Source organism: Bradyrhizobium sp. Kon37, from assembly GCF_055807535.1.
This window is the reverse complement of the sequence record NZ_JBVVOY010000002.1, coordinates 509,210-530,680: the sequence shown is the minus strand read 5'-3', so window position 1 is coordinate 530,680 and position 21,471 is coordinate 509,210. Positions and strand designations below refer to the sequence as shown.

The following is a 21,471-nucleotide window of genomic DNA, read 5'->3' as shown; positions in this document are numbered from 1 at the left end:
CGATGTCCGACCCTTTCCGTGATGCGTTGACCGGGCTTGCCGCCATCGTCGGCGACAAGCACGTCATTGCGTCCGGGCCCGATCAGGAGCCGTACGTTGTGGACTGGCGCGGGCGTTATCACGGTCGCGCCGCCGCCGTGGTGAAACCCGGCTCGACCGCGGAGGTCGCCTCCGTCGTCGAGTTCTGTGCTGAAAGGCAGCTCGCGATCGTACCGCAAGGTGGCAACACCGGGATGTGCGGCGCCGCGACCCCGGATGATCGTGCAGGCAATGTCGTGATCCGGCTCGACCGGATGCGGGCCGTGCGCGACGTCTGCCCGCTTGCCAACACCATCACGGTCGAGGCCGGATGCATTCTCGCCGAGGTGCAGAATGCAGCCCGGGACGTCGATCGCTATTTTCCCCTGAGCCTGGGTGCCGAGGGCTCCTGCCAGATCGGCGGCAACATCTCGACCAATGCCGGCGGCACGGCCGTGCTGCGCTACGGGCCGACGCGCGATCTCGTGCTCGGGCTGGAGGTCGTGCTGCCCGACGGGAGAATTTTCAACGGCCTGCGTGCGCTTCGCAAGGACAACACAGGTTACGCGCTCAAGCAGCTCTTCATCGGCGCAGAGGGGACGCTCGGCATTGTCACCGCTGCCGTGTTGAAATTGTTCTCGCCGCCGCGCAGCTCGGCATTGGCGCTGCTCAAATTGCAAGGCGTCGAGCAGGCGCTGGAGATCATGCAACGCCTGCGCGGTGCGGTCGGCGACCGGCTCGGCAGCCTCGAGATCATGTCACGATCACAGATCGAGGCGATCGCGGAGACCGTGCCGCATGTCACGATCCCGTTCGAGCTGACTACGCCGTGGTATCTGATCGTCGAGCTGACCGACACGCTTGCGGGCGTCGACCTCGATGAGCCGCTCGGCACGGTGCTCGTGGATGCGATGGAGGCGGGGCTCGCCGAGGACGTCATCCTGGCGTCCAACCTTGCGCAGGCGAAGGCGATTTGGGCCGTCAGGCACAGCGTATCCGAGGGCAACAAGCGCAGCGGTTATGTCGTGTCGCACGACAGCGTGGTGCCGCTGGAGCGGCAGGCCAGCTTTGTCACCAATGTCGAGGCCCGGATCAACGCCGCCGTGCCGCATGCGCGCGTCGTGATGCACGGCCATATCGGCGACGGCAACATCCACGTGATCGCCCTGATCGACCGCGCGCATTGCCGGGATCCGGACGCCACGGCCGCGCTTGTCGCTGAGATCAACGAGATCGTTGACGACGAGACCGCGGCGCAGGGCGGGGCGATCAGTGCCGAACATGGCATCGGGATCACCAATCGCAGCCGGCTCGCCCGCATCACCGATCCCCTCGATATCGAGCTGATGCGCGATATCAAGCAATTGCTCGATCCCAAGGGCCTGATGAACCCGGGTAAGATCTTCAATGCCGGAGGCGCGCGACGATGACGAGCGTCCGCCTGCTTGCCGATGATCTCACCGGTGCGCTCGACACCGCGGCGGAGTTTGTCGGCCTGTGCGGACCGTTCAACGTCACATGGCCGGAAGCGTCTGCGTCGCAGGATTCCGGAAGCCTCGCCATCGACAGTGGCAGCCGCGAGCGGTCGAAGGCCGAGAGCACCGAGATCGTCGGACGGCTGGCGCCGCAGCTTCAGGGTGGGACGATCGCCTACAAGAAGGTTGACAGCCTGCTGCGTGGCTCATGGACCGCCGAGCTCGGGGCCTGCCTGCGCAGCGGCCATTGGGTGTCGTGCGTTGTCGCACCTGCCTTCGACTATCAGGGGCGCCGCACCATGGGTGGACAGCAATTTGCGCGTACGGTGCAAGGCGACTGGTATCGTGTCGGAGAGAATCTCCTGACCCAGTTGCAGGTGGAGGGCATCGAGGCACGGCAGGGCGGGGCGGATACGCTCTCGTGGGGCGGCGTTCAGGTCTTCGACGCCGAGAGCGATATCGAGCTCGATCGGGTGGTCGAGATGGGACGGCGCATGCCGGGGCCCGTGCTCTGGTGCGGAAGCGGCGGACTGGCCGGTGCGCTCGCCCGCAGTCATCGCGCCGACGCGCCGGACCAGTTGAAGCTGCCGGTGTTGGGGCTGTTCGGCTCCGACCAGGTTGCCACCGCCTCCCAACTTGCAGCATGCGGTGAGGCAACCATCACGCTTGCAGAAGCCGAGGGCGCGCCGCGCGTCCAGCGCAAACTGGCCGCCGACGGCGTTGCGCTGGTCAGGTTCTCCCTCGCCGACGGTCTGACCCGTGCCGATGCGGCGCGACGGATCGCGCGCGAGATGACGGCGGTGATTGCGACACTTGAGCGGCCGGGCACGCTGATCGTTGCCGGCGGAGAGACTTTGAAGGCCGCATGCGTTGCCCTCGGTGCGCAAGCGCTGCAGGTGACAGGACGTATCGTACCGGGATTGCCGCGCTCGATCTTGCAGGGCGGCCGCTGGGCCGGCGTCGATGTGATCTCGAAAGCCGGCGCGTTCGGCCCCATCGAGCTGTGGCGCGATCTGCTCCGGACCAATCATTTGCTCAACTTGGAGAGTCCGACATGACCTCTCGCCACCTTGCCATCACCATGGGCGATCCGGCCGGAATCGGGCCGGAGATCATCGTCAAGGCCTGCGTCGGCCTGAAGGACCGGATCGCGACGGGCGATCTGCGTCTGTTGATCATCGGCAGCGGCGCGGCGCTCGATGGTGCGAAAGCCGCGCTCGGTGTGGGCATTGCGATCCCGGAGGTTACGCCCGACGATCGCGAGTGGCCAAACTTGTGCTTCCTCCAGGCCGACGTCGAAGGCGACCCGATCAAGCCCGGCGTGCTCTCGGCCGATGGCGGCCGTTTTGCCTACAAGGCGATCGAGCAGGGCGTCCGCCTGACACAGGCGGGACGGACCGCGGCCATCGTCACGGCACCGCTCAACAAGGAAGCGCTCAACAAGGCTGGCTATCATTTCCCCGGTCATACCGAGATGCTGGCGCATCTCACCGGTGTCCGCGGCTCGGTGATGCTGCTCGCCCATGGCAACATGCGCGTCAGCCATGTCTCGACCCACGTGGCGCTCGAGGACGTGCCGAAGCGTCTGACGCCGGAGCGCCTGCGCATGGTCATCGACCTCACCAACGATGCGCTGCTCAGGCTCGGCATCGCCAAGCCGAAGATCGCCGTCGCCGCGCTCAATCCGCACGCCGGCGAGGGCGGCCTGTTCGGCCGGCAGGACATCGACGTGTCCGCGCCAACGATTGCGAAAGCGGTCGCCGACGGCCTTGATGTCGTCGGTCCCGTGCCCGGCGACACCGTCTTCGTTAAGCTGCGGGCTGGCCAGTACGATGCTGTGGTGGCGATGTATCACGACCAAGGGCACATCCCCGTCAAACTGCTCGGCTTCCAGATCGATCCTGCGACCGGGCGCTGGCAGGAACTCTCCGGCGTCAACATCACGCTGGGCCTGCCGATCATCCGCACCTCCGTCGATCATGGCACCGCCTTTGATATCGCCGGCAAGGGCATCGCCAACGAGCACAGCCTGATCGAGGCCATCGACTATGCCGAACGGCTGGCCGCTGGCGCCTCCGCATCCAAATCATGAGATCCAGCGCGACGATGACCAACGCTTTCACACCCATCGAAATCCTTCGTCCGACCGTCCTCGAGTTCGGCTGCGGCACGATCACCGCAGCGGCGCGCTTCGCCGAGCGCATTGGCGCCAAACGACCGCTCGTGATTTCCGATCCGTTCAACGCGCGCCGTGTCGACACGCTGGCGCTGCCGGGTGCAGTGAAGGTGTTCGGCGAGGTCAAGCCCGAGCCGGACCTGCCCAATCTCGACAAGGCCGTGGCGATGGCGCGCGACGTCAAACCCGATCTCGTCATCGGCTTCGGTGGCGGCAGTGCGATGGATCTCGCCAAGCTGGTCGCGGTGCTGTGTACCTCCGAGGTGGCCTTTGCCGATATCGTCGGTCCCGAGAAGGTGACCGGCCGTAACGTGGCGCTGATGCAGATTCCGACGACGTCGGGCACCGGCAGCGAGGCCGGCACCCGCGCGCTCGTCACCGATCCTGTCAGCCAGAACAAGCAGGCGGTGCAGAGCCGCTTCATGCTGGCAGATATCGCCATCGTCGATCCGGACCTGACGATGACAGTGCCGAAGGACGTCACTGCCGCCACCGGCGTCGATGCTCTGGCGCATTGCGTCGAGGCCTATACCAGCCGCAAGGCCCATCCGGCGATCGACCTCTACGCGCTCGAAGGCGCCCGGCTGGTCGGCCAATATCTCAAGCGCGCGGTCGCCGACGGCGGCGATCGCGAGGCGCGCGCGGGTCTGGCGCTGGCCTCGCTGTACGGCGGCTATTGCCTCGGGCCGGTGAACACGACCGCTGGCCATGCGGTGGCCTATCCGCTCGGCACGCGCCATCATGTGGCGCATGGGCTCGCCTGCGCGGTGATCTTCCCGCATACGCTGGCGTTCAACATGCCGGCGGCAGAGACGAAGACGGTGGCGGTGCTGGCGGCACTCGGACTGCCGGCGCAGGGTGATGCGAAGGTTGCATTCGAGGCGACTTATGGGTTCTGCAGGAATCTCGGAATCGAGATGCGGCTGTCCGCACTCGGCGTGCCCCGGGACGATCTCGGCGTGATGGCCGGCGAGGCGCACGCAATTCGCCGCCTGCTCGACAACAATCCGCGCGACCTCGGCCGTGATGCGATCCTGAGCATGTACGAGGTCGCGTTCTAGCCATCTCCGCGCACGCGCGGCGGCCAATCAACAACAGGAATGCAGAGGAAACTTCGATGAGATCGATATGGCTTGTTCTTGTCTCGGTCGTGCTGCTGGCGACCTCGCCGGCGAAGGCCCAGGACGGCTATCCGTCCAAGCAGGTGACGGTGATCGTTCCCTTCGCCGCCGGCGGCACCGCGGACATTTTCGCACGTATGGTCTCGAACCATCTGCAACTGAAGTTCGGCAAGCCGTTCGTGGTCGAGAATGTCGGCGGCGCCGGTTCGATCCTTGGCGTGACGCGGTTGGCGAAGTCGGCGCCTGACGGCATCACGCTCGGGCTTGCCAGCACGTCCGCGCTCGCCATCAACCCCACTCTCTACGGACCGAAGCTCAGTTACCAACCGGACAAGGATCTGGCGCCGGTTGCCCAGATCAGCGTGGTGCCCAACGTTCTCGTCGTCAACCCCGACAAGATCAAGGCGCGCACCGTGCCGGAGTTGATCGCCTATCTCAAGGCGAACCCGGACAAGGTCTCGTTCGGCTCGGCCGGTGTCGGCACTTCGCAGCATCTTGCCGGCGAGTTGTTTCAGCAGATGACCGGCACCAGGATGGTACACGTGCCCTACAAGGGCTCGAGCCAGATGCTGACGGATCTGCTCAGTGGCCAGATCGATCTGGCCTTCGACAACGTGCCGTTGCTGCTGCCGCAGGTGAAAACCGGCCAGCTCGCGATGCTTGCGACCGCAACGCCCAAGCGCGCCGCCTTCGATCCGGAAACGCCCGCGGTCGCCGAATTCCTGCCCGGCTTCGAGGCCGTCGCCTGGCATGGCTTCTTCGTTCCCGCCGCGACGCCGAAGCCGATCGTCGAAAAGCTCTCGGCCGAGATCCGCGCCTTCATGCAGCAGCCGGAGACGGTGCAGAAGATGGCCGAGCTCGGCGCAACCGCGGCTGCGGTGGATTCCGAACCGTTCGCGGCCTATATCGCCGCGGAAACGGCGCGCTGGAAAAAGGTGATCGGAGCCGCGAACATCAAGCTGGAGTAGGTGTCCGCGGGATCTCCGGGGGAGGCACGCAGCCCATCCACTGCAGCGCTTGCCAGCCCACGGCCGAGCGGGTAGAACGCTGCCACGCCTGAGCCGTGATTTGCGCCGAATGCGCTTCCGGCCCCAGCCGGGCTGTTCAATAAGCCATTGAATTTGTTCGGCTATTCCGTTGGGGAATGGTGTAACGGTAGCACAACAGACTCTGACTCTGTTTGTCTAGGTTCGAATCCTAGTTCCCCAGCCAATTCCGGCGCCTTTCTGTTTCGTCCGCTGCGCCGTCTCGGCGCTACCTCGAATTTCTCCGCTCCGGATTCTTTGCTTTTTTCGCTACTGATTTCTTTTTCTTCGCTACGGCCTTCTTCGTCTTGGCCAGGGTGAAGGGGCGGGCGGCCATGAAGGCCGGATTGCTGGCGCCCACCAGCGACAGTTTGGGTGACTGATCCGGCGGCATCTTGGCGCCGATGGCGGTGTGGAAGCGCCGGTAAGATCCCTTGAATGTCCCGCCGTTCCAGACCGCCTTCAGCGTTCCCGTGAACAGGCCGTTGAATGTGCCGTCCTGCGAGAGCTGGTTGTCCTGGCAGCCGGAGATCAGCAGCACCGACGCCTTGATCTTGGAGAAGGCCTCGGAAAGGTCGCGCCGCTTCAGGATCGGATCATAGGTCTTCCTGTTGGCCTGGTAGACGCGCAGCGCCATCTCGTCCGGCATCGCACGATAGATGGTGCCGGGGACGGTGCGTGCCCTAGCCTGATCGCGCGATGCTTTGCTATCTCTTCTTTCTCGTCGCCTTCTTTGTCGCCGGCGCCTGCTTGCGCCCCGTCTTACGCGGCCGCCTGGACGGTGTTTTCGCAGCAGGCTTGGCGGACGTCGCGCCTTGCGAATTGCCCCACGGCACAGGAGCCGCACAGCGCACCTTGGCGCCGACCAGATTCGGCGTCTGGCTGTATCGCATCCGCCTCAGTTTCTCCGTGACGAGCTCATTGAGCGTCTTGAACGAGGGATTTTCGCCCCTGGCCCTCAGCTCGCGCAGCGTGCCGGCCATCGAGTAGGTGTAGACGCCGTAAGACGTCGCGCCGTCCCGGTATTCGTAGGAGAGCTGCTGCTCCTGACAGGCCTCGAGCAGGATCGGCATGTACGGCCCGAGATGGTCGAGCTCCTTGCGCGTCTTGTCGTAGTCCTTGTCCGGCTTGGTTCGCAGCATCATGGCGCGCCCCAGCCGTTGTGTTGCCCCGTTCTCCCCGAGGAAGTCGGCGCCATTCTTCCTGTCGTTCAGGCTCCTGTTCAGAGGCGTGAAGTCGCGCGGCACCCACATCCGCTCGGCCGCATCCCACTTCAGCGCACGGTGGCGGATGTCGTCCGGCGGGCTCAAGCCCCGGACACGGGGACCGCCGTCGCGCGTCAACCCGCCCGAATGGCAGCAATCGAACATCGCCACGAAATAGCTGTCATAGGGCAGTTGCGAGTACAGCTCGGCGAACTGGCGGTCCAGAATGGCGTGAGCCGGCGACCAGTCGAAATCATAGGGAACGAGACATTCGTCAACGTGATCCGGCTCGCCCTGGATGTTGTAGCGCGGAATCTGGGCGCCGTGTCCCGAATAGAACTGCATGCGCTCGTCACCGTCACGAACGCCGTCGAGCAGCCAATGCAACCGGTCCATGATCCCTTGCGTCGTCGCGCGGTCGTTGAGGACGATGCGGATATCCTCCGGCTCGAAACCGCTCTCCTGAAGCACCGAGCTCATCAGGAACACGTCGTTGACGCAGCCCTCGAGCCTGCTGGCCGGATCGGGGTAGTCGTTGATGCCGATCAGCAGCGCGCGGCGGCCGGGTTTGACCGCAAGGCTCGCCATCTCGCGCGCGGCGCTCACGATCGCACGCGGGGCAGGCGTCGGAACGCCGTCATGCCAGACGGTCGCAATTGTGCTGGTGTGCGACAGGTACCACGTCGCATCGTGATTGAGCGCGTCGTTGGGAACGTCGAAGGACACGATGACCTGCTGGTAATTATCCGCACGAATGTCGAGCGGATAGGTCAGCACGTGATCGCCGGGATTATAGAGGTGATACCATTTCCGGCAGGTCAGGGGCTGAATGCGGCCGGCAAAGACGTCGCGCACCGCGGGGTTGCCGATCTGCGATCCGAAGCTGACGAAGATCGCGTCCTTGATCGCGTCGCTGTCGTGCAGGAAGGTGTCGTAGCAGATCAGCGAGCCGAGGCTGTGCGCCAGGACCATGTCGTAGGTCTTGCCCTCGATCTTGTCGAGAATGAGCTGGCGCAGGTCCTTGCGAAGTTGCTCGTCGGTTGACCACTGGGCGATCATGCCTGCGGTCCATTTGATGACGACGGGGATGTCGCCAATGCCGCGTGCGCCGGTCAGGAGGCCGCCGATGCCGTGAACGACCGCGCTCGCCAGCAGCTTGGCCGCGGCCGCGGCGTAGGTGAGGGAATTGAGCGGGGCCTTCTCGAACAGATCGTCATAGCGAACGAAATCAATATCGAGCTGGACTCCCTGGTCGACCTGCTCGACGGCACGCGTGATGACTTCGGACCAGGACTGCTGAAACCCGGCATCGATCTCCGCGTGACCGACGCCGTGGACGCAAAGCAACGACAGGCGGGTGCTCATGAAAGCGGCCTCCCCAAATACAATCTGAAATAGCGGCTGTGCGGATGCAAACGTCAGGGATGATGTCACGGAGCCGCGACGGACGAATGTGAAGTAGCGCACGAATTGCTCGCGACAGTTTGCCTCACCTTGTGGGTGCCACGACGAGTCGGGCCGCCGCGCGCTGGATCGTCCTCCGGACACACAACCCAAGGAGATCCGTGATGCCCTATGTCGATGGTTTCGTGCTGGCCGTGCCGAAGGACAACATCGAGGCCTACAAGGCGCTGGCGACAACGGCCTGCGCGATCTGGATGGAGCACGGTGCGCTCGATTGTGTCGAATGCATTGGCGACGACGTGCCCTATGGCGAGCTGACCTCGTTTCCGCGCGCGGTGATGGCGAAGGAGGACGAGATCGTGGTGTTCTCATGGATCGTCTATCGCGACCGGGAGACTCGCGACGCCGTCAACAAGAAGGTGATGGCGGACCCGCGGCTGAAGTTGGAGGGCATGCCGTTCGACGGCAAGCGCATGATCTATGGCGGCTTCACGACGCTGCTGAGGGCGAGCGATCCCGTGGAGTGAGGGCGCCGACCCGGCCTACACATCGGTGCTTGCCCATGCAGCAGCATCGTGGCTAGCCGTTTCACTTGCTTTCGCGCGTCACTGTCATCATGCACGACGACCAGAAGCTCGACGGCGACTCCGTCGGCAACGCGCAGATGGCGCGGCAGTGAACGCGCGAAAGAGCTACTTGATCTTGTCGTAGGCCGCCGCGAAATCGCCCAGCGGCATCGGGATCGCGATCGTTTCCTTCGCCATGTTCTGGAAGGAGACCTTGAGCTGCTTGCCCGACCGCAAGGTCGCAAGCAGGTCTGGCGCGATCGGCGTCGATGCGTAGCAGCCGCGGTTCTCGCAGGTCTGGATTGGGAGATCGACCGCCTTGCCGTCGTCGACCTGGAGCTTGGCGCCGATGGGAAGGTTGAGGCCAAGCGGCAATTGCAGCAGCGCCACGGGTGTGCGGGTGTCGGGCGCGATGCGGATGTTGATCAGGACGATGGTCTGGCCGGTCTTGGTGAGCACCGCGTTCTGCTCCATCGCGCATTCGAGCGGTGCGTCGCGGCTGACGCTGGTGCAGCGCACGACCCAGCCGGGCTGCTGCGCCGCAGCGCCGTCAGCCTGCGGCTGCGTCGGAGCCGGCGCGGGCTGTGCCGCCGGGGCAGAGGGAGCCGCGCTCTTCTTGGCGCCTTGCTGGGCATGCGCAGCACTCGCCGACAACAGGACAGCGGCGGCAAGGGCGGCAAGTCTGGATTGCATGGGCATGGCAAAACCGCGTTGACGTGAACCGAGGGCCTCGCTGTAACGTCGCGAGGCGCGCGGTGCAAGCTGCTACTCGGCAGCTTCCTTAACGGTGCCGTGCTCGACCGTCTCGTCGCCTTCGCCGTCACCCTTACGGCCCCAGCCCGAGAACCAGTTGTTGAGCTCGTCGAGATAGAGATAGACGACCGGCGTGGTGAACAGCGTCAGCGCCTGGCTGACGATCAGACCGCCGACCATGGCGTAGCCGAGCGGCTGGCGAATCTCGGCGCCGGTGCCGTGGCCGAGCATCAGCGGCACGCCGCCGAGCAGGGCAGCCATCGTGGTCATCATGATCGGACGGAAGCGCAACAGCGCCGCCTGCCGGATCGATTCCGCCGGCGTCTTGTGCTCGTCGCGCTCCGCGGCGATGGCGAAGTCCACCATCATGATGCCGTTCTTCTTCACGATGCCGATCAGCAGAATGACTCCGATCAAAGCAATCAGGCTGAACTCGAAGCCCGCCGCCATCAGGATCGCGAGCGCGCCGACGCCGGCCGAGGGCAGGGTCGACAGAATCGTGATCGGATGGATGTAGCTCTCGTAGAGGATGCCGAGGATCAGATAGACCACGACCAGCGCGGCGAGGATGAGGAGCGGCACGGTGCCGAGCGACTGCTGGAACGCCTGTGCCGTGCCCTGGAAGCTCGAATTGAGCGTCGGCGGCGCGCCGAGATCGGCCATCGCCTTCTGTACGGCCTCGGTGGCCTGGCCGAGCGCGACCCCCTGGGCGAGGTTGAAGCTGATCGTGATTGCCGGAAACTGGCCCTGGTGGCTGATCGAGAGCGGGCGCACCGGATCGGTGCTCCAGGTCGCGAAGGTCGACAGCGGCACCTGGTCGCCGGTCAGCGGAGATTTCAGGTAGAGCTTGTTCAGGCTCTCGAGGCTGCCCTGCATCTCCGGCAGGATCTCGAGGATCACCTTGTAGGTGTTGAGCTGGGTGAAATACTGCGTGACCTGGCGCTGTCCGAAGGCGTCGTACAGCGTGTCGTCGATCAGCTGCGGCTGGATTCCGTAACGCGCTGCAGTATCGCGGTTGATCTTGAGCTGAACCGTGGTGCCCTGGGTCTGCTGGTCTGTCGCAACGTCGCGCAGTTGCGGCAGGGTCTGCATCTTGGCGAGGATCTTCGGCGCCCAGTCATTGAGCTCGGCGAGATCGGCGTCCTGCAGGGTGAACTCGAACTGCGTACGCGTCGGCCGGCCGCCGAGCCGGACGTCCTGGGCCGCCTGCATGTAGAGGCGGGCGCCGGACACCTTCTCGAGCTTGGGACGCAGCCGGGCGATGATCTGCTGCGCAGAGGCATTGCGGACGCTGAGCGGCTTCAACGTAATGAACATGTTGCCGTTGTTGCCGGCGCGGCCGCTGCCGCCGATGTTCATTGCGATCGTTGCGACGTCGGGATCGTCCATCACGATCTTGCCAAGTTCGACCTGGCGACGCTGCATCTCCGCGAACGAGATGTCCTGGGAGGCTTCCGAGGTCGCGGTGATCAGGCCGACGTCCTGTTGCGGGAAGAACCCTTTCGGGATCAGGACGAACAGATAGATCGACAGGGCAAGGGTCGCGAAGAAGATCGTGAGCGTCGTGCGGCGCCAGCTCAGGGCATGGTCGAGCACCCATTCATAGCCGCGCAGCATCGCATCGAAGCCGCGCTCGCTCCACTGGTAGAACTTGCCATGGGTGACCTCGCCATGGGCGCGCAGGAAGCGCGAGGCCATCATCGGGGTCAGGGTCAGCGACACGAACATCGAGACGAAGATCGTCATCGCCAGGACGACGGCGAATTCGCGGAACAGGCGTCCGATGATGCCGCCCATCAGCAGCAGCGGAATCAGCACCGCGACCAGCGAGATGCTGATCGACACGATGGTGAAGCCGATTTCCTTCGAGCCCTTGAAGGCGGCCGCCATCGGCGATTCGCCTTCCTCGATGTAGCGCGTGATGTTCTCGAGCATCACGATGGCGTCGTCGACCACGAATCCGACCGCGATGGTGAGGGCCATCAGCGACAGATTGTCTAGCGAATAGCCAACGACCCACATCAAGGCGCACGCGCCCAGCAGCGCCAGCGGCACCGTGATGGTGGGAATGACGGTCGCCCAGAAACTGCGCAGGAAAATGAAGATGACCATGACCACCAGCGCAATGGTCAGCAGCAGCGTGAACTGGACGTCCTCGACCGCGGCGCGGATTGTCGTGGTGCGGTCGCTGATGAGCTCGATCTTGATCGCGGGCGGGATCGCGGCGACGAGGCGAGGCAGGGTGGCCTTGATCCGGTCGACAGTCTCGATGACGTTGGCGCCCGGCTGCTTGAATATCACCAGGAACACGCCGCGCTTGCCGTTGGCCCAGGCCGCCTGCTTGGCGTCCTCGGCGCCGCTGACCGCCTGGCCGACATCGCGGATTCGCAAGGGACCGCCATTGCGGTAAGCGATGATGACGTCGTTCCAGTCCCTGGCCTGGGTGAGCTGGTCGTTGGCGTAGATCGTGTAGGCGCGCTTCGGACCGTCGATGTTACCCTTCGGGCTGTCGACCGTGGTGATCGCGATCTGGCTGCGCACGTCCTCCATCGACAGGCCCTTGGCGACGAGTTTCGCCGGGTCGATCTGGATGCGGATGGACGGTTTCTGCTGGCCGCCGATGAAGACCTGCGCCACGCCGGAGAGCTGGCTGATCTGCTGAGCGAGCTGGGCGTCGACCGCGTCGCTCACACTGGTCAGCGGCAATGTCTCGGAGGTCGCCGACAGCAGCAGGATCGGGGCGTCGGCCGGGTTGACCTTGCGGTAGGTCGGTGGCGAGGGCAGGTTCTTCGGCAGCTGACCGCTCGCGGCGTTGATGGCGCCCTGCACGTCGTTGGCGGCGCCGTCGATGCTGCGGTTGAGGTCGAACTGGATGGTGATCGACGCGGTGCCCAGATAGCTCGTCGAGGTCATCTGGGCGATGCCCGGGATCTGGGCGAATTGCCGTTCGAGCGGCTGGGCCACCGACGAGGCCATGGTCTCCGGGCTGCCGCCCGGCAGATTGGCGGTGATCTGGATGGTCGGGAAGTCCACCTGCGGCAGGGGCGCGACCGGCAGCAGGGGATAGGCGACGAGACCGACGAAGAGAATGCCGGCCATCAGCAGCGAGGTGCCGATGGGATAACGGATGAAAGGTGCCGAAATCCCGCCCGCGTTCATTCCTGTCGAACCTTGTTCTGCGCCGGATCCGTACTCGCCACGGCCGTGGAGACGAGGCTTCCGGGCTGGACCTTGAATTGGCCCCCGGTGATCACCTGCTGCCCGGGCGTCAGCCCTTCGTCGACGACCGAACGTCCGTCGATGGCGTAGCTGACCTTGATCTTGTGCACCTCGGCCTTGCTGTCCTGATTGACGGTATAGGCGTAGAGGCCGTTGGTGGAGTGCTGGACGGCGTCATCTGGGACAACAGTCGCATCCTTCAGGGTGCGCACCAGAAGGCGTGTCGACACCGATTGACCGGGCCACAGCGCGTGGTCCTTATTGTCGAACACCGCCTTGAGCCGGATCGTGCCGCTGCTGGTGTCGACCTGGTTGTTGATGACGGCGAGCTTGCCCTCGGCCAGCGTCTTCTTGCCGTCGGTGGTGAAGGCGATCACCCTGAGCGCGCCGGCCTTCTGGCCCTCGCTGATATAAGGCAACTGATCTTCCGGCGCCGTGAAGATCACCGAGATCGGCTCGACCTGCGAGATCGTGACGATGCCGGTCTGCGTCGAGGCGTTGACGATGTTGCCGACGTCGACCTGGCGCAGGCCCGCGACGCCGGTGATCGGCGCCTTGACCTGGGTGTAGTCGAGCTGGGTCTGCGCGTTGGAGATCGAAGCTTCGTCGGCGGCGATCTGCGCGGTGAGCTGGGCGACCGTGGAGCGCTGGGTGTCGACCCGTTGTGCGGTAGCGAATTCGCCGAGCTTCATGGCGCGCTGGAGCTCGAGATTGGCGTTGGCCAGATTTGCCTCGTCCTGCGCCTTCTTGGCCTTGGCCTGGTCGAGCGTGGCCTGATAGGGGCGGGGATCGATCGAGGCCAGGAGCTCGCCTTCCTTGACGATCTGGCCTTCGGTGAAGGCAATCTTGTCGATCTGGCCATCCACCCTGGTCCGGACTTGGACGGTGTTGAAGCCCGCAACCGTGCCGAGACCGGTCAGATAAACCGGAAAGTCCACCTTCTGGACTGGCGAAACGCTCACGGGGACGGCGGGCGGGCGTTGCAGGCCCTTCTGTGCGGTCTGGGTTTTTCCGGCGTCGGGCGCGCCGAATTTCTGCCAACCATAGTAACCCGCGGAGGCCACGGCCGCGATGATCAGAATCCAGAGGATCGGCCGGGACTTTTTCATATCGTCTCGTGTCGGCTCTTATGCCTTAAGCTACGAATTGTGAGGCAATCGTAGGGTTCCGGCGCGCTTGTATAATACACGCCAAGTTCCAGTGTAAACAGCACTATCGGCTGAGAATCCTAAACAATTGGAAAGCTTTGCACTGCTTAGGCAGCTCCGTGTCACTACGGTGTGCAGTGCTGCATTGTCCCGCCACGAACGATCTGCGAGCAAATCTTGTGCAATGCTCGGAAGCGGTGTGCGCGGGATGGGGATGCGCTACGCGGGGCGGCTCCCAAGAACGGTTCTAAGTCGCGCAGAGGCCGTTTCGGTTGTCAGGAAAATCGGCATCAGTCATATCGGCGCTCCACAACGGGAGCGCAGCATGGACGAACTGAACGGCAAACTGATCGCGTGTCAGATCCTGATCACGGGACTGATCGCACGCGTCGCCAACGAGCAGCGTGATCCCTTGCGCTTTCTCACCGACTTCCGCGACGAGATCAGAGCCGTCGTGGGCGGCGTCAACATTGCCGGCATGGACGACAGCGATCGCGTGCGCGCGGTGGCGCAGAAGACCGTCGATGAATTATTCTCGTTGATGAAGCCGCCAAGCAGCGATTGACGATGCGCGCGCGACCGCCAATCTCGCGGCATTTTCGTGCTTTCTTTAGAACGAATCCAATGTCGATTTAGAACGATTTCAAACTGCAGTTTAGAATCGCTTTGATCTGGACTTATTCAAGCGTTCTCGCAGCTTACTCGCATTGACCCGCTATTTTGCGGCCGATACCAACACTCCAATCGCTCATCGAAGTGAATGAGCGAACAGGAATATGGGGCGTGTTTGGTAATGGGGCAGGTGGTCGCACCGAAGTCGTTGCGTTCGGTCGCAGCATTCGATGAAAAGTTCACGGGCGTTTCCGGCAAGAAGGTCTCGGCTGTCGCGGGCCTGATCGCAGCAGCATCGGTGTCGAGCGGCGCGGAGGCGCAGCAGTCGAACCTGCCGCCGGTGACGGTCGACGCACCGGTCGCGCGTCCGCGCCCGGTGGCTTCGAAGCCGACGGCGGACCAGGTCCGCGCGCGCAATGCGCTTCGCCGCGCCACGCAGCGGCAGCAGGCGGCGCAGCAGACCGCTCCCACCACGCCGTCCGGCGAAGTCGACCGCAATCCGTATTCCGATCCGGCTGCACCCTACAAGGTCGATCACGTCCAGGCCTCCGGCAAGTTCCCCGAGCCGATGCTGAACACGCCGAAGACCATCACCGTGCTCAGCAAGGAAGTGCTCGAGGACAAGAACGCCACGACGCTGAAGGAGATCGGGCGCTCCACCGCCGGCGTGACGCTGGGATCGGGGGAAGGCGGCAACGCGTTCGGGGATCGCTTCTTCATCCGCGGCTTCGATGCGCGCAACGACGTCTTCATCGACGGTATCCGCGATCCCGCGGTCTCGATCCGCGAGAACTTCTTCACCGAGCAGATCGAGATTCTGCGCGGGCCGGCCTCGTCCTACGCCGGCCGCGGCACCGCCGGCGGCGCCATCAACATCGTCACCAAGCAGGCCGGCGACGTCAATTTCAAGCGAATGGACACCGAGTTCGGCACCGACCGGACCAAGCGGGTCACGCTCGACGTCAACCAGGTCATCGATCCCACTTTCTCGGTGCGCGCCGGCGGCCTGTTCCAGGACGCCAACGTCGCCGGTCGCGATTACGTCACCGACAATCGCTGGGGTTCGTTCATCTCGTCCAAGTATACCCCGACCAACGACATCAAGATCACGACGAACTACGTCCACACCGACCTCAGCGGCTATCCGGATTTCGGCGTGCCCTATTACAAGCAGGGCAACGTCCCGGTGACATCGGCGGGCATTCCGCGTGGTAACTGGTACGGCTTCCTCAACCGCGACTTCCAGACCGCGCGGCAGGATTTCGGCACCGGCACGATCGAGTACAAGGTCAACGAGGCCATCACGCTGAGCAGCAAGGTGCGCGGCGAGCACTCGCTGTTGAATTATATCGGCACGCTGCCGCAGAACCCGGTTACGACGAGCCCCAATCCGCTGCTCTGGACGACGACGGCGAGCGCGCAGAGCCGTTACCAGAACGTGGACGTGTGGGCTAACCAGAACGAGGCCACCTTCAAGCTCGACACCGGCGGGGTCAAGCACACCGCGGTGTTCGGCGTCGAATATTCGAACGAGAACATCTCGATCGACCGTTACACCGGCCTCTCGTCGGAACTGTTCGGCGGCGGCTCGACCAGCAGCGGGGCGGTCACGGGGGTCAACCTTTACTCGCCGCAGTACACCTACATTCCCTTCAGCAACACGCCGTCGCTGGTTGGAAATCCGACGCGCTATGGCGTCAACACCAGCAGCGTCTACGTCATGGACACCGCGAACTGGCAGGACACGATCATCGTCAATGGTGGCGTGCGCTACGATGGCTACAGCCAGAGTTCATCGACCAACGCGGACCATCTCAAGCAGAACGCCGATCTCGTCAATTACAACGTCGGCCTGGTCTACAAGCCGATGTCGATCGGCAGCCTCTATGCGGCCTATGCGACCTCGGCCAATCCGTTCGGATCGGAGCTTGACGCAACCGCCACCGACTACGGCGGCATTCCTGCCAACACGGCTATCTTGCTCGGGCCGGAGCGCAACAAGGCAGCCGAGCTCGGCACCAAATGGGAGCTGGCTGATCGCCATTTGCTGGTCAGCGCCGCGTTGTTCCAGACCACGAAGGACAATGCGCGCGAAACCGTCAGCGGCCTGCTGACTTCGGGCGCTGCCTACAGGATCCAGGGCATCGATATCGAGGCCGAAGGCAAGATCACCGATCGCTGGAGCATCTTCGGCGGCCTGGTGTTGATGCAATCGAAGGTCACGCAGAGCGGTGTCGCCTCAAATCTCGGCCTGCAGCTTGCCAACGTGGCTCATCAATCGTTCAGCATGCTGACCAAGTACAAATTCGACGACGGCTGGGAGCTGGGCGGTCAGGCGGTGTACCGTTCGAAGGTGTATGGCGGCACGTTCGCGGCCAATACCGGCAACGAGCTGCCGAGCTACTGGCGCTTCGACGCGTTCGTCGAGAAGAAGATCGACAAGAACTGGACGATGAAGTTCTACGCCCAGAATCTCACCAACAAGCTCTACTACGATACGCTCTATCGCAGCGCGGTTCCCTTCGTCGCGGTCGCGCCGGGGCGGGCGTTCTACCTCATCACGACGGCGAAGTTCTGATCATGTTGACGTGCCTTCCTGGCGTCCTGAGCAAGGATGATGTGGCGGATTTCCGCCGCATCATGGACGCCAGCGAATGGGAGGACGGCCGTTCCACCGCCGGCTCGCAGTCCGCCATGGTCAAGCGCAACGAGCAACTGCCGCCCGATAGCGAAGTCGCGCGAAAACTCGGCAACCGCATCATTTCGGCGCTGACGTCGAACCCGCGCTTCATCGCGGCGGCGATCCCGCTCCAGATCTTCCCGCCGCTGTTCAACCGCTATGCGGCTAGCAGCGGCCACCATTTCGGCCTGCACGTCGACAATGCCATCCGCGGCGACCGCCTGACCGGCCTTCGCATCCGCACAGACCTCTCGGTCACGCTGTTCCTGGCCGAGCCGGAGGAGTACGACGGTGGCGAACTTGTGATCGAGGACAGTTACGGTTCGCACGAAGTCAAGTTGCAGGCCGGGGACTGCGTGCTCTATCCCTCGACCAGCCTCCATCTGGTCACCCCGGTGACGAGGGGAACGCGGGTTGCGTCTTTCTTCTGGCTTCAGAGCATGATACGGGACGATCAAGCCCGGAGCATGATCTTTGACCTCGACACCGCGATACAGGCGCTGGTGGAACGGCTCGGGCGTGACGATCCCGAAACGGTCAAATTGACGGGTATCTATCACAACCTCATTCGCTACTGGGCCGAAGTATGAAGATCATGTCCTTCCAAGCAAGTCTTGCCGCAGCTCTGGTGCTGGCGGCCGCCTGGCTTGCATCCCCTGTTTCTGCCCAGGCACAAGCCGCGCCCGCGGCACCGGTCCAGTCGGCGGCTCAGCCGTCTGCGGTCGGCCCGGCCCCGGTTGTTGCTCCGCCTGCGGCGCCCCAAGCTGCCGCGCCTGCGGTTGCAAAGTCCGATACGGCGGCCGGCATCGCGCCTGCCATGAAGGAATTGTCGCCCTGGGTGATGTTCCAGTCGGCGGACATCATCGTGAAGGCGGTGATGATCGGGCTCGCGTTTGCATCGCTGATGACCTGGACGGTGCTGATCGCCAAGTCGATCGAGCTGTCGATCGCCGCGACCAAGCTTCGCTCGGCGCTGAAGAAGATCGCGGAGGCGCGCTCGCTCGCGGAAGCGCAGATGGCGCTCGGCGCCAAAGCGGGCATCCTGCCGTCCTTCCTGGCCGCGGCGCTGCGCGAGGCGCGGATGTCGGCCGGCCTTTCCAGTGACACCGGCATCAAGGAGCGGGCGGCTTCGAGCTTCTCCGAGATCATGCGCGCGGAGGCGCGGCGCATCCGCGTCGGCATGGGCGTGCTCGCAACGATCGGCTCGACCTCGCCCTTCGTCGGCCTGTTCGGCACGGTGTGGGGCATCATGAACAGCTTCATCGGCATCTCGAAGTCGCAGACCACGAACCTTGCCGTCGTCGCGCCCGGCATCGCCGAGGCGCTGCTCGCCACCGCGATCGGTCTGGTCGCCGCCATTCCCGCCGTCATCATCTACAATTACTTCTCGCGCGTGACGAAGAGCTATCTCGAGCTCGTCAGCCGTGCTTCGGGCGCGGCGGGGCGGTTGCTCTCGCGCGATCTCGACCGTAGCCACGGCAGCGTGCATTCGCGCGCGGCGGAGTGAACCATGGGCGTTTCGCTCGCAGACAATGATGACGACGACGATTTCGGCGAAACGCATGAAATCAACGTCACGCCGTTCATCGACGTCATCCTGGTGCTGCTGATCATCTTCATGGTCGCAGCGCCGCTGTCGACCGTCGACCTGCCGATCGATCTGCCGACGTCGAGTGCGACGCCGCAGAAGAAGCCGGACAAGCCGACCTATCTCAGCATCAAGCCCGATTTGACGCTTGCCATCGGAGAGAACCCGGTTCACCGCGCCGAGTTGATCGGCACGCTGGACGGTCTGTCCGACATGAGCAAGGACAAGTATGTCTTCCTGCGCGCCGATCGCTCGGTGCCGTATGGCGAATTGATGGGCGTCATGGAGCTGTTGCGCTCAGGCGGCTATTCGCGGGTGAAGCTGGTTGCGCTGGAAGGCGCTCCGGGAGCGCCTGCGGCAGGCGCCGCTCAGCCTTAGAGGCCCGCGATGTCGGACGAGTCCAGACCAGCCCGGACGCTTTGGATTTTGGCAGCGATGGCGGCGCTCGCGCTCCATCTCGGTGGCGCTGCGCTCGCGCTGGCGCACCTGCGGGCCGATGACGGCGACGATGGCCTCGGCGCGGCCGGCGCGGAGTTCGCTGTCGAGATGGCCTCGCCGAAGGCGCCCGACACCGACCTTCCGCCGGGACCGGATAGTGAAGCGATGCAGGAACAGCAGGCGCTTCCCGAGCAAAAGGCCGAGACCAAGGAAACCGAGCTTCCAAAGGATCAGTCGCAACAGGTCGACGATCCCGATCGGGTCGTCACCGAGAACATCTCGAAGAAGCCACAGGACGAGGATCCGAAGATCGCGGCCGTCGAGACGCCCGCTGCGGAGGCCTCGCCGAAGTCCGTCGCGACGGCGCGGCAGACGCTCGATGAGGACGCGCGCGAGGCCGAGAAGGCGCTGGCGCCCGTGCTGGGCATCGGCAAGGACATTCTCAAGCTTACGGCGGACTGGAATCGCAAGATCAGTGCGCACCTTACGGCCCACAAGGTCAATCCGGAGGGCAAGGAGCCCAACAATCAGAAGGTCAAAGTCAGCTTCGCGATCAACCGACGGGGCAACGTGCTTTCAGTCGACGTTGTCGAGTCGTCCGGGGATGCAGCTTACGATGCGGCCGCGATCTCGATTGTCCGCAAGTCGGATCCCATCCCGCAGCCGCCTGCCAGCCTGACCGACGACCGGTTCGAGCGTACCGTCGACATCATCTTCACGCCGCCGGACGCAAAGAAAAAGAAGAAGACGGCTCAGCGCCAGTAAAGCCTGATCCCGACATAGACCACGACCAGGCAGGCGAAGATCAAAGCCACAGGGAGCGGCCGTTTCTGGGTTGCGCCAGCGGTCGCTGCCCCGAAGAAACTGGTCTTCTTCGGCTTCGGGTCTGGGCGACGGAAAGCGGTAACATTGTCCGCCGCCGGTTCGGCCGCCCGGGGGCGGACGTCAGGCGGGGTTCCCGCGCCGCCCATCTCGGCATAGTAGGCCTTGTAGATGGCGCCGATGGTGGCCTCGGTAGCCTCGCCCTCGTTCATCTGCGCCTGCAGGTTCTTGTAGCTCACCAGGAACTCCTGCGCCCCCGGAGGCAGCGCGGACGACCCGTTGAGCTTGGCCATCATCTTCCAGGTGGCGAAATCGGCGCGAGCGCGGGTGTCGGCGCGTCGCGCGATCAGCATATCGGCAGCTTTGACCAAGTCGGCCTCGAGCCCTTCGGCTTGTGTTCGGGTGTGTCGCTGTTCAACTACGCATTGCCGGTCAGAATGAGAACACCCTGAATCACATAACCGGTCAACGTTCGCAGTATTGCTGAAATAACATCAAGATTTAGACCGAACTGGGAGCCCGCCAGCGGTAGCAGGATCAGCAAGCCGATCAGGATCAGCATCCCGAACGGTTCGAGGCGGGCCAGCGGCAAGGCGAGCGCGCGGGGCAACAGCCCCACCGCGACGCGCCCGCCGTCGAGCGGCGGGATGGGCATCATGTTGAACACCGCCAGCACCGCGTTGATCAGCAGTGCGTTCTTGAGATTATCGAAGATCCATTGCGCCAAGTTGGCCGGAGCCCAGGGGAGGGCGTGCAGGGCAAGAGCTGCGGCCAACGCCAGCAGGATGTTGGTGGCGGGCCCGGCCAGCGCCACCCACACCATGCCGAGCCTGGGGTCGTTGAGCTTGCGGAAATTCACCGGCACAGGCTTGGCATAGCCGAACAGGAACGGCGAATGCGCGAACAGCAGCATCGCCGGCAATATCAGCGTGCCGAACGGGTCGATGTGGCGGAGCGGGTTGAAGCTGACGCGGCCGAGCTGCCATGCGGTGTCGTCACCGAGACGATATGCGACGAAGGCGTGCGCAGCCTCGTGGAAGGTGATGGCGAGCACCAGCGGCAGCACCCACACCGAAAGGTCATACAAGGAAATGTTCACGGCTCGTCCGTCCCGGTTTGCCTGCGGTCTTGCAGCCGACCCAGCCAACCGGTGGTGCAGCAACGCTTCACCTCAACATAGGGTGGCCGGTTCCGAAATGCCACGCTGCAAATGATCGGTGC

At 64.0% G+C, this 21,471-nt stretch carries 19 protein-coding genes and 1 tRNA gene; 13 read left to right on the top strand and 7 right to left on the bottom strand.

Going from position 1 to position 21,471, the window contains the following annotated elements:
• Nucleotides 1-2: 2 nt before the first annotated feature.
• The 6 genes from AC0L3J_RS06825 (at nt 3) to AC0L3J_RS06800 (ending at nt 6,002) form a co-directional block, all read left to right on the top strand.
• Entirely contained in the window at nt 3-1,448 is a 1,446-nt protein-coding gene (locus AC0L3J_RS06825) for an FAD-binding oxidoreductase (RefSeq protein WP_473346545.1), read from the top strand.
• Entirely contained in the window at nt 1,445-2,551 is a 1,107-nt protein-coding gene (locus tag AC0L3J_RS06820) for a four-carbon acid sugar kinase family protein (protein WP_473346543.1), read from the top strand. The genes AC0L3J_RS06825 and AC0L3J_RS06820 overlap by 4 nt, the downstream gene beginning before the upstream one ends.
• Nucleotides 2,548-3,585, top strand: a complete 1,038-nt coding sequence (pdxA, locus tag AC0L3J_RS06815; RefSeq protein ID WP_473346541.1) for a 4-hydroxythreonine-4-phosphate dehydrogenase PdxA — start codon at nt 2,548-2,550, stop codon at nt 3,583-3,585. Before AC0L3J_RS06820 ends, pdxA begins: the two co-directional genes overlap by 4 nt.
• A gap of 14 nt (nt 3,586-3,599) precedes the next feature.
• The gene (locus tag AC0L3J_RS06810; protein WP_473346539.1) at nt 3,600-4,730 is read left to right on the top strand and encodes an iron-containing alcohol dehydrogenase; all 1,131 of its coding nucleotides are present in this window, start codon (nt 3,600-3,602) and stop codon (nt 4,728-4,730) included.
• Between the two features lie 56 nt (nt 4,731-4,786).
• Entirely contained in the window at nt 4,787-5,758 is a 972-nt protein-coding gene (locus AC0L3J_RS06805) for a Bug family tripartite tricarboxylate transporter substrate binding protein (RefSeq protein WP_473346537.1), read from the top strand.
• A 170-nt stretch (nt 5,759-5,928) separates the two neighbouring features.
• Nucleotides 5,929-6,002 (top strand) — tRNA-Gln (locus AC0L3J_RS06800).
• Nucleotides 6,003-6,044: 42 nt separating this feature from the next.
• Here the strand turns inward: AC0L3J_RS06800 and AC0L3J_RS06795 are convergent.
• Both AC0L3J_RS06795 and AC0L3J_RS06790 read right to left on the bottom strand, forming a co-directional pair.
• A complete protein-coding gene (locus AC0L3J_RS06795; RefSeq protein ID WP_473346760.1) occupies nt 6,045-6,608 on the bottom strand; it encodes a CocE/NonD family hydrolase in 564 nt (187 codons plus the stop codon).
• Nucleotides 6,523-8,385, bottom strand: a complete 1,863-nt coding sequence (locus tag AC0L3J_RS06790; protein WP_473346535.1) for a caspase family protein — start codon at nt 8,383-8,385, stop codon at nt 6,523-6,525. The genes AC0L3J_RS06795 and AC0L3J_RS06790 overlap by 86 nt, the downstream gene beginning before the upstream one ends.
• Nucleotides 8,386-8,588: 203 nt before the next feature.
• Between AC0L3J_RS06790 and AC0L3J_RS06785 the strand changes: the two genes are divergently transcribed.
• A complete protein-coding gene (locus AC0L3J_RS06785; RefSeq protein WP_473346534.1) occupies nt 8,589-8,951 on the top strand; it encodes a DUF1428 domain-containing protein in 363 nt (120 codons plus the stop codon).
• A gap of 165 nt (nt 8,952-9,116) precedes the next feature.
• Here the strand turns inward: AC0L3J_RS06785 and AC0L3J_RS06780 are convergent, their stop codons facing one another.
• The 3 genes from AC0L3J_RS06780 to AC0L3J_RS06770 form a co-directional block, all read right to left on the bottom strand.
• Nucleotides 9,117-9,689 carry an invasion associated locus B family protein gene (locus AC0L3J_RS06780; protein WP_473346532.1) on the bottom strand — a complete coding sequence of 191 codons (573 nt, stop codon included), beginning with the start codon at nt 9,687-9,689 and terminating at the stop codon, nt 9,117-9,119.
• A 66-nt stretch (nt 9,690-9,755) separates the two neighbouring features.
• Nucleotides 9,756-12,902, bottom strand: a complete 3,147-nt coding sequence (locus tag AC0L3J_RS06775; protein ID WP_473346531.1) for an efflux RND transporter permease subunit — start codon at nt 12,900-12,902, stop codon at nt 9,756-9,758.
• Entirely contained in the window at nt 12,899-14,071 is a 1,173-nt protein-coding gene (locus AC0L3J_RS06770) for an efflux RND transporter periplasmic adaptor subunit (protein ID WP_473346530.1), read from the bottom strand. Before AC0L3J_RS06770 ends, AC0L3J_RS06775 begins: the two co-directional genes overlap by 4 nt.
• 364 nt (nt 14,072-14,435) lie before the next feature.
• Between AC0L3J_RS06770 and AC0L3J_RS06765 the strand changes: the two genes are divergently transcribed.
• The 6 genes from AC0L3J_RS06765 to AC0L3J_RS06740 all read left to right on the top strand — a co-directional run bounded on the left by AC0L3J_RS06765 (nt 14,436) and on the right by AC0L3J_RS06740 (nt 20,193).
• Nucleotides 14,436-14,675: a hypothetical protein gene (locus AC0L3J_RS06765; RefSeq protein WP_456764784.1), complete on the top strand. Its 240-nt coding sequence runs from the start codon at nt 14,436-14,438 to the stop codon at nt 14,673-14,675.
• A gap of 228 nt (nt 14,676-14,903) precedes the next feature.
• Nucleotides 14,904-17,300 carry a TonB-dependent receptor gene (locus AC0L3J_RS06760; RefSeq protein WP_473346529.1) on the top strand — a complete coding sequence of 799 codons (2,397 nt, stop codon included), beginning with the start codon at nt 14,904-14,906 and terminating at the stop codon, nt 17,298-17,300.
• Between the two features lie 2 nt (nt 17,301-17,302).
• Nucleotides 17,303-17,992, top strand: a complete 690-nt coding sequence (locus AC0L3J_RS06755) for a Fe2+-dependent dioxygenase (protein WP_473346528.1) — start codon at nt 17,303-17,305, stop codon at nt 17,990-17,992.
• A complete protein-coding gene (gene exbB / locus AC0L3J_RS06750) occupies nt 17,989-18,909 on the top strand; it encodes a tonB-system energizer ExbB (RefSeq protein ID WP_473346527.1) in 921 nt (306 codons plus the stop codon). The genes AC0L3J_RS06755 and exbB overlap by 4 nt, the downstream gene beginning before the upstream one ends.
• Nucleotides 18,910-18,912: 3 nt before the next feature.
• Entirely contained in the window at nt 18,913-19,368 is a 456-nt protein-coding gene (gene exbD, locus AC0L3J_RS06745) for a TonB system transport protein ExbD (protein WP_018459254.1), read from the top strand.
• Between the two features lie 9 nt (nt 19,369-19,377).
• Nucleotides 19,378-20,193, top strand: a complete 816-nt coding sequence (locus AC0L3J_RS06740; protein ID WP_473346526.1) for an energy transducer TonB — start codon at nt 19,378-19,380, stop codon at nt 20,191-20,193.
• Here the strand turns inward: AC0L3J_RS06740 and AC0L3J_RS06735 are convergent.
• Both AC0L3J_RS06735 and AC0L3J_RS06730 read right to left on the bottom strand, forming a co-directional pair.
• Nucleotides 20,181-20,603, bottom strand: a complete 423-nt coding sequence (locus AC0L3J_RS06735) for a hypothetical protein (protein WP_473346759.1) — start codon at nt 20,601-20,603, stop codon at nt 20,181-20,183. The two genes, AC0L3J_RS06740 and AC0L3J_RS06735, sit on opposite strands and share 13 nt — an antisense overlap.
• Before the next feature lie 65 nt (nt 20,604-20,668).
• The gene (locus tag AC0L3J_RS06730; protein ID WP_473346758.1) at nt 20,669-21,349 is read right to left on the bottom strand and encodes a site-2 protease family protein; all 681 of its coding nucleotides are present in this window, start codon (nt 21,347-21,349) and stop codon (nt 20,669-20,671) included.
• Between the last annotated feature and the right edge of the window lie 122 nt (nt 21,350-21,471).

Bases quoted from the DNA above. Each gene is read 5' to 3' on its own strand.
- AC0L3J_RS06825 (WP_473346545.1), top strand. From the start codon at position 3: ATGTCCGACCCTTTCCGTGATGCGTTGACCGGGCTTGCCGCCATCGTC.
- AC0L3J_RS06820 (WP_473346543.1), top strand. From the start codon at position 1,445: ATGACGAGCGTCCGCCTGCTTGCCGATGATCTCACCGGTGCGCTCGAC.
- pdxA (WP_473346541.1), top strand. From the start codon at position 2,548: ATGACCTCTCGCCACCTTGCCATCACCATGGGCGATCCGGCCGGAATC.
- AC0L3J_RS06810 (WP_473346539.1), top strand. From the start codon at position 3,600: ATGACCAACGCTTTCACACCCATCGAAATCCTTCGTCCGACCGTCCTC.
- AC0L3J_RS06805 (WP_473346537.1), top strand. From the start codon at position 4,787: ATGAGATCGATATGGCTTGTTCTTGTCTCGGTCGTGCTGCTGGCGACC.
- AC0L3J_RS06790 (WP_473346535.1), bottom strand. From the start codon at position 8,385: ATGAGCACCCGCCTGTCGTTGCTTTGCGTCCACGGCGTCGGTCACGCG.
- AC0L3J_RS06785 (WP_473346534.1), top strand. From the start codon at position 8,589: ATGCCCTATGTCGATGGTTTCGTGCTGGCCGTGCCGAAGGACAACATC.
- AC0L3J_RS06780 (WP_473346532.1), bottom strand. From the start codon at position 9,689: ATGCCCATGCAATCCAGACTTGCCGCCCTTGCCGCCGCTGTCCTGTTG.
- AC0L3J_RS06775 (WP_473346531.1), bottom strand. From the start codon at position 12,902: ATGAACGCGGGCGGGATTTCGGCACCTTTCATCCGTTATCCCATCGGC.
- AC0L3J_RS06770 (WP_473346530.1), bottom strand. From the start codon at position 14,071: ATGAAAAAGTCCCGGCCGATCCTCTGGATTCTGATCATCGCGGCCGTG.
- AC0L3J_RS06765 (WP_456764784.1), top strand. From the start codon at position 14,436: ATGGACGAACTGAACGGCAAACTGATCGCGTGTCAGATCCTGATCACG.
- AC0L3J_RS06760 (WP_473346529.1), top strand. From the start codon at position 14,904: ATGGGGCAGGTGGTCGCACCGAAGTCGTTGCGTTCGGTCGCAGCATTC.
- AC0L3J_RS06755 (WP_473346528.1), top strand. From the start codon at position 17,303: ATGTTGACGTGCCTTCCTGGCGTCCTGAGCAAGGATGATGTGGCGGAT.
- exbB (WP_473346527.1), top strand. From the start codon at position 17,989: ATGAAGATCATGTCCTTCCAAGCAAGTCTTGCCGCAGCTCTGGTGCTG.
- exbD (WP_018459254.1), top strand. From the start codon at position 18,913: ATGGGCGTTTCGCTCGCAGACAATGATGACGACGACGATTTCGGCGAA.
- AC0L3J_RS06740 (WP_473346526.1), top strand. From the start codon at position 19,378: ATGTCGGACGAGTCCAGACCAGCCCGGACGCTTTGGATTTTGGCAGCG.
- AC0L3J_RS06735 (WP_473346759.1), bottom strand. From the start codon at position 20,603: ATGCTGATCGCGCGACGCGCCGACACCCGCGCTCGCGCCGATTTCGCC.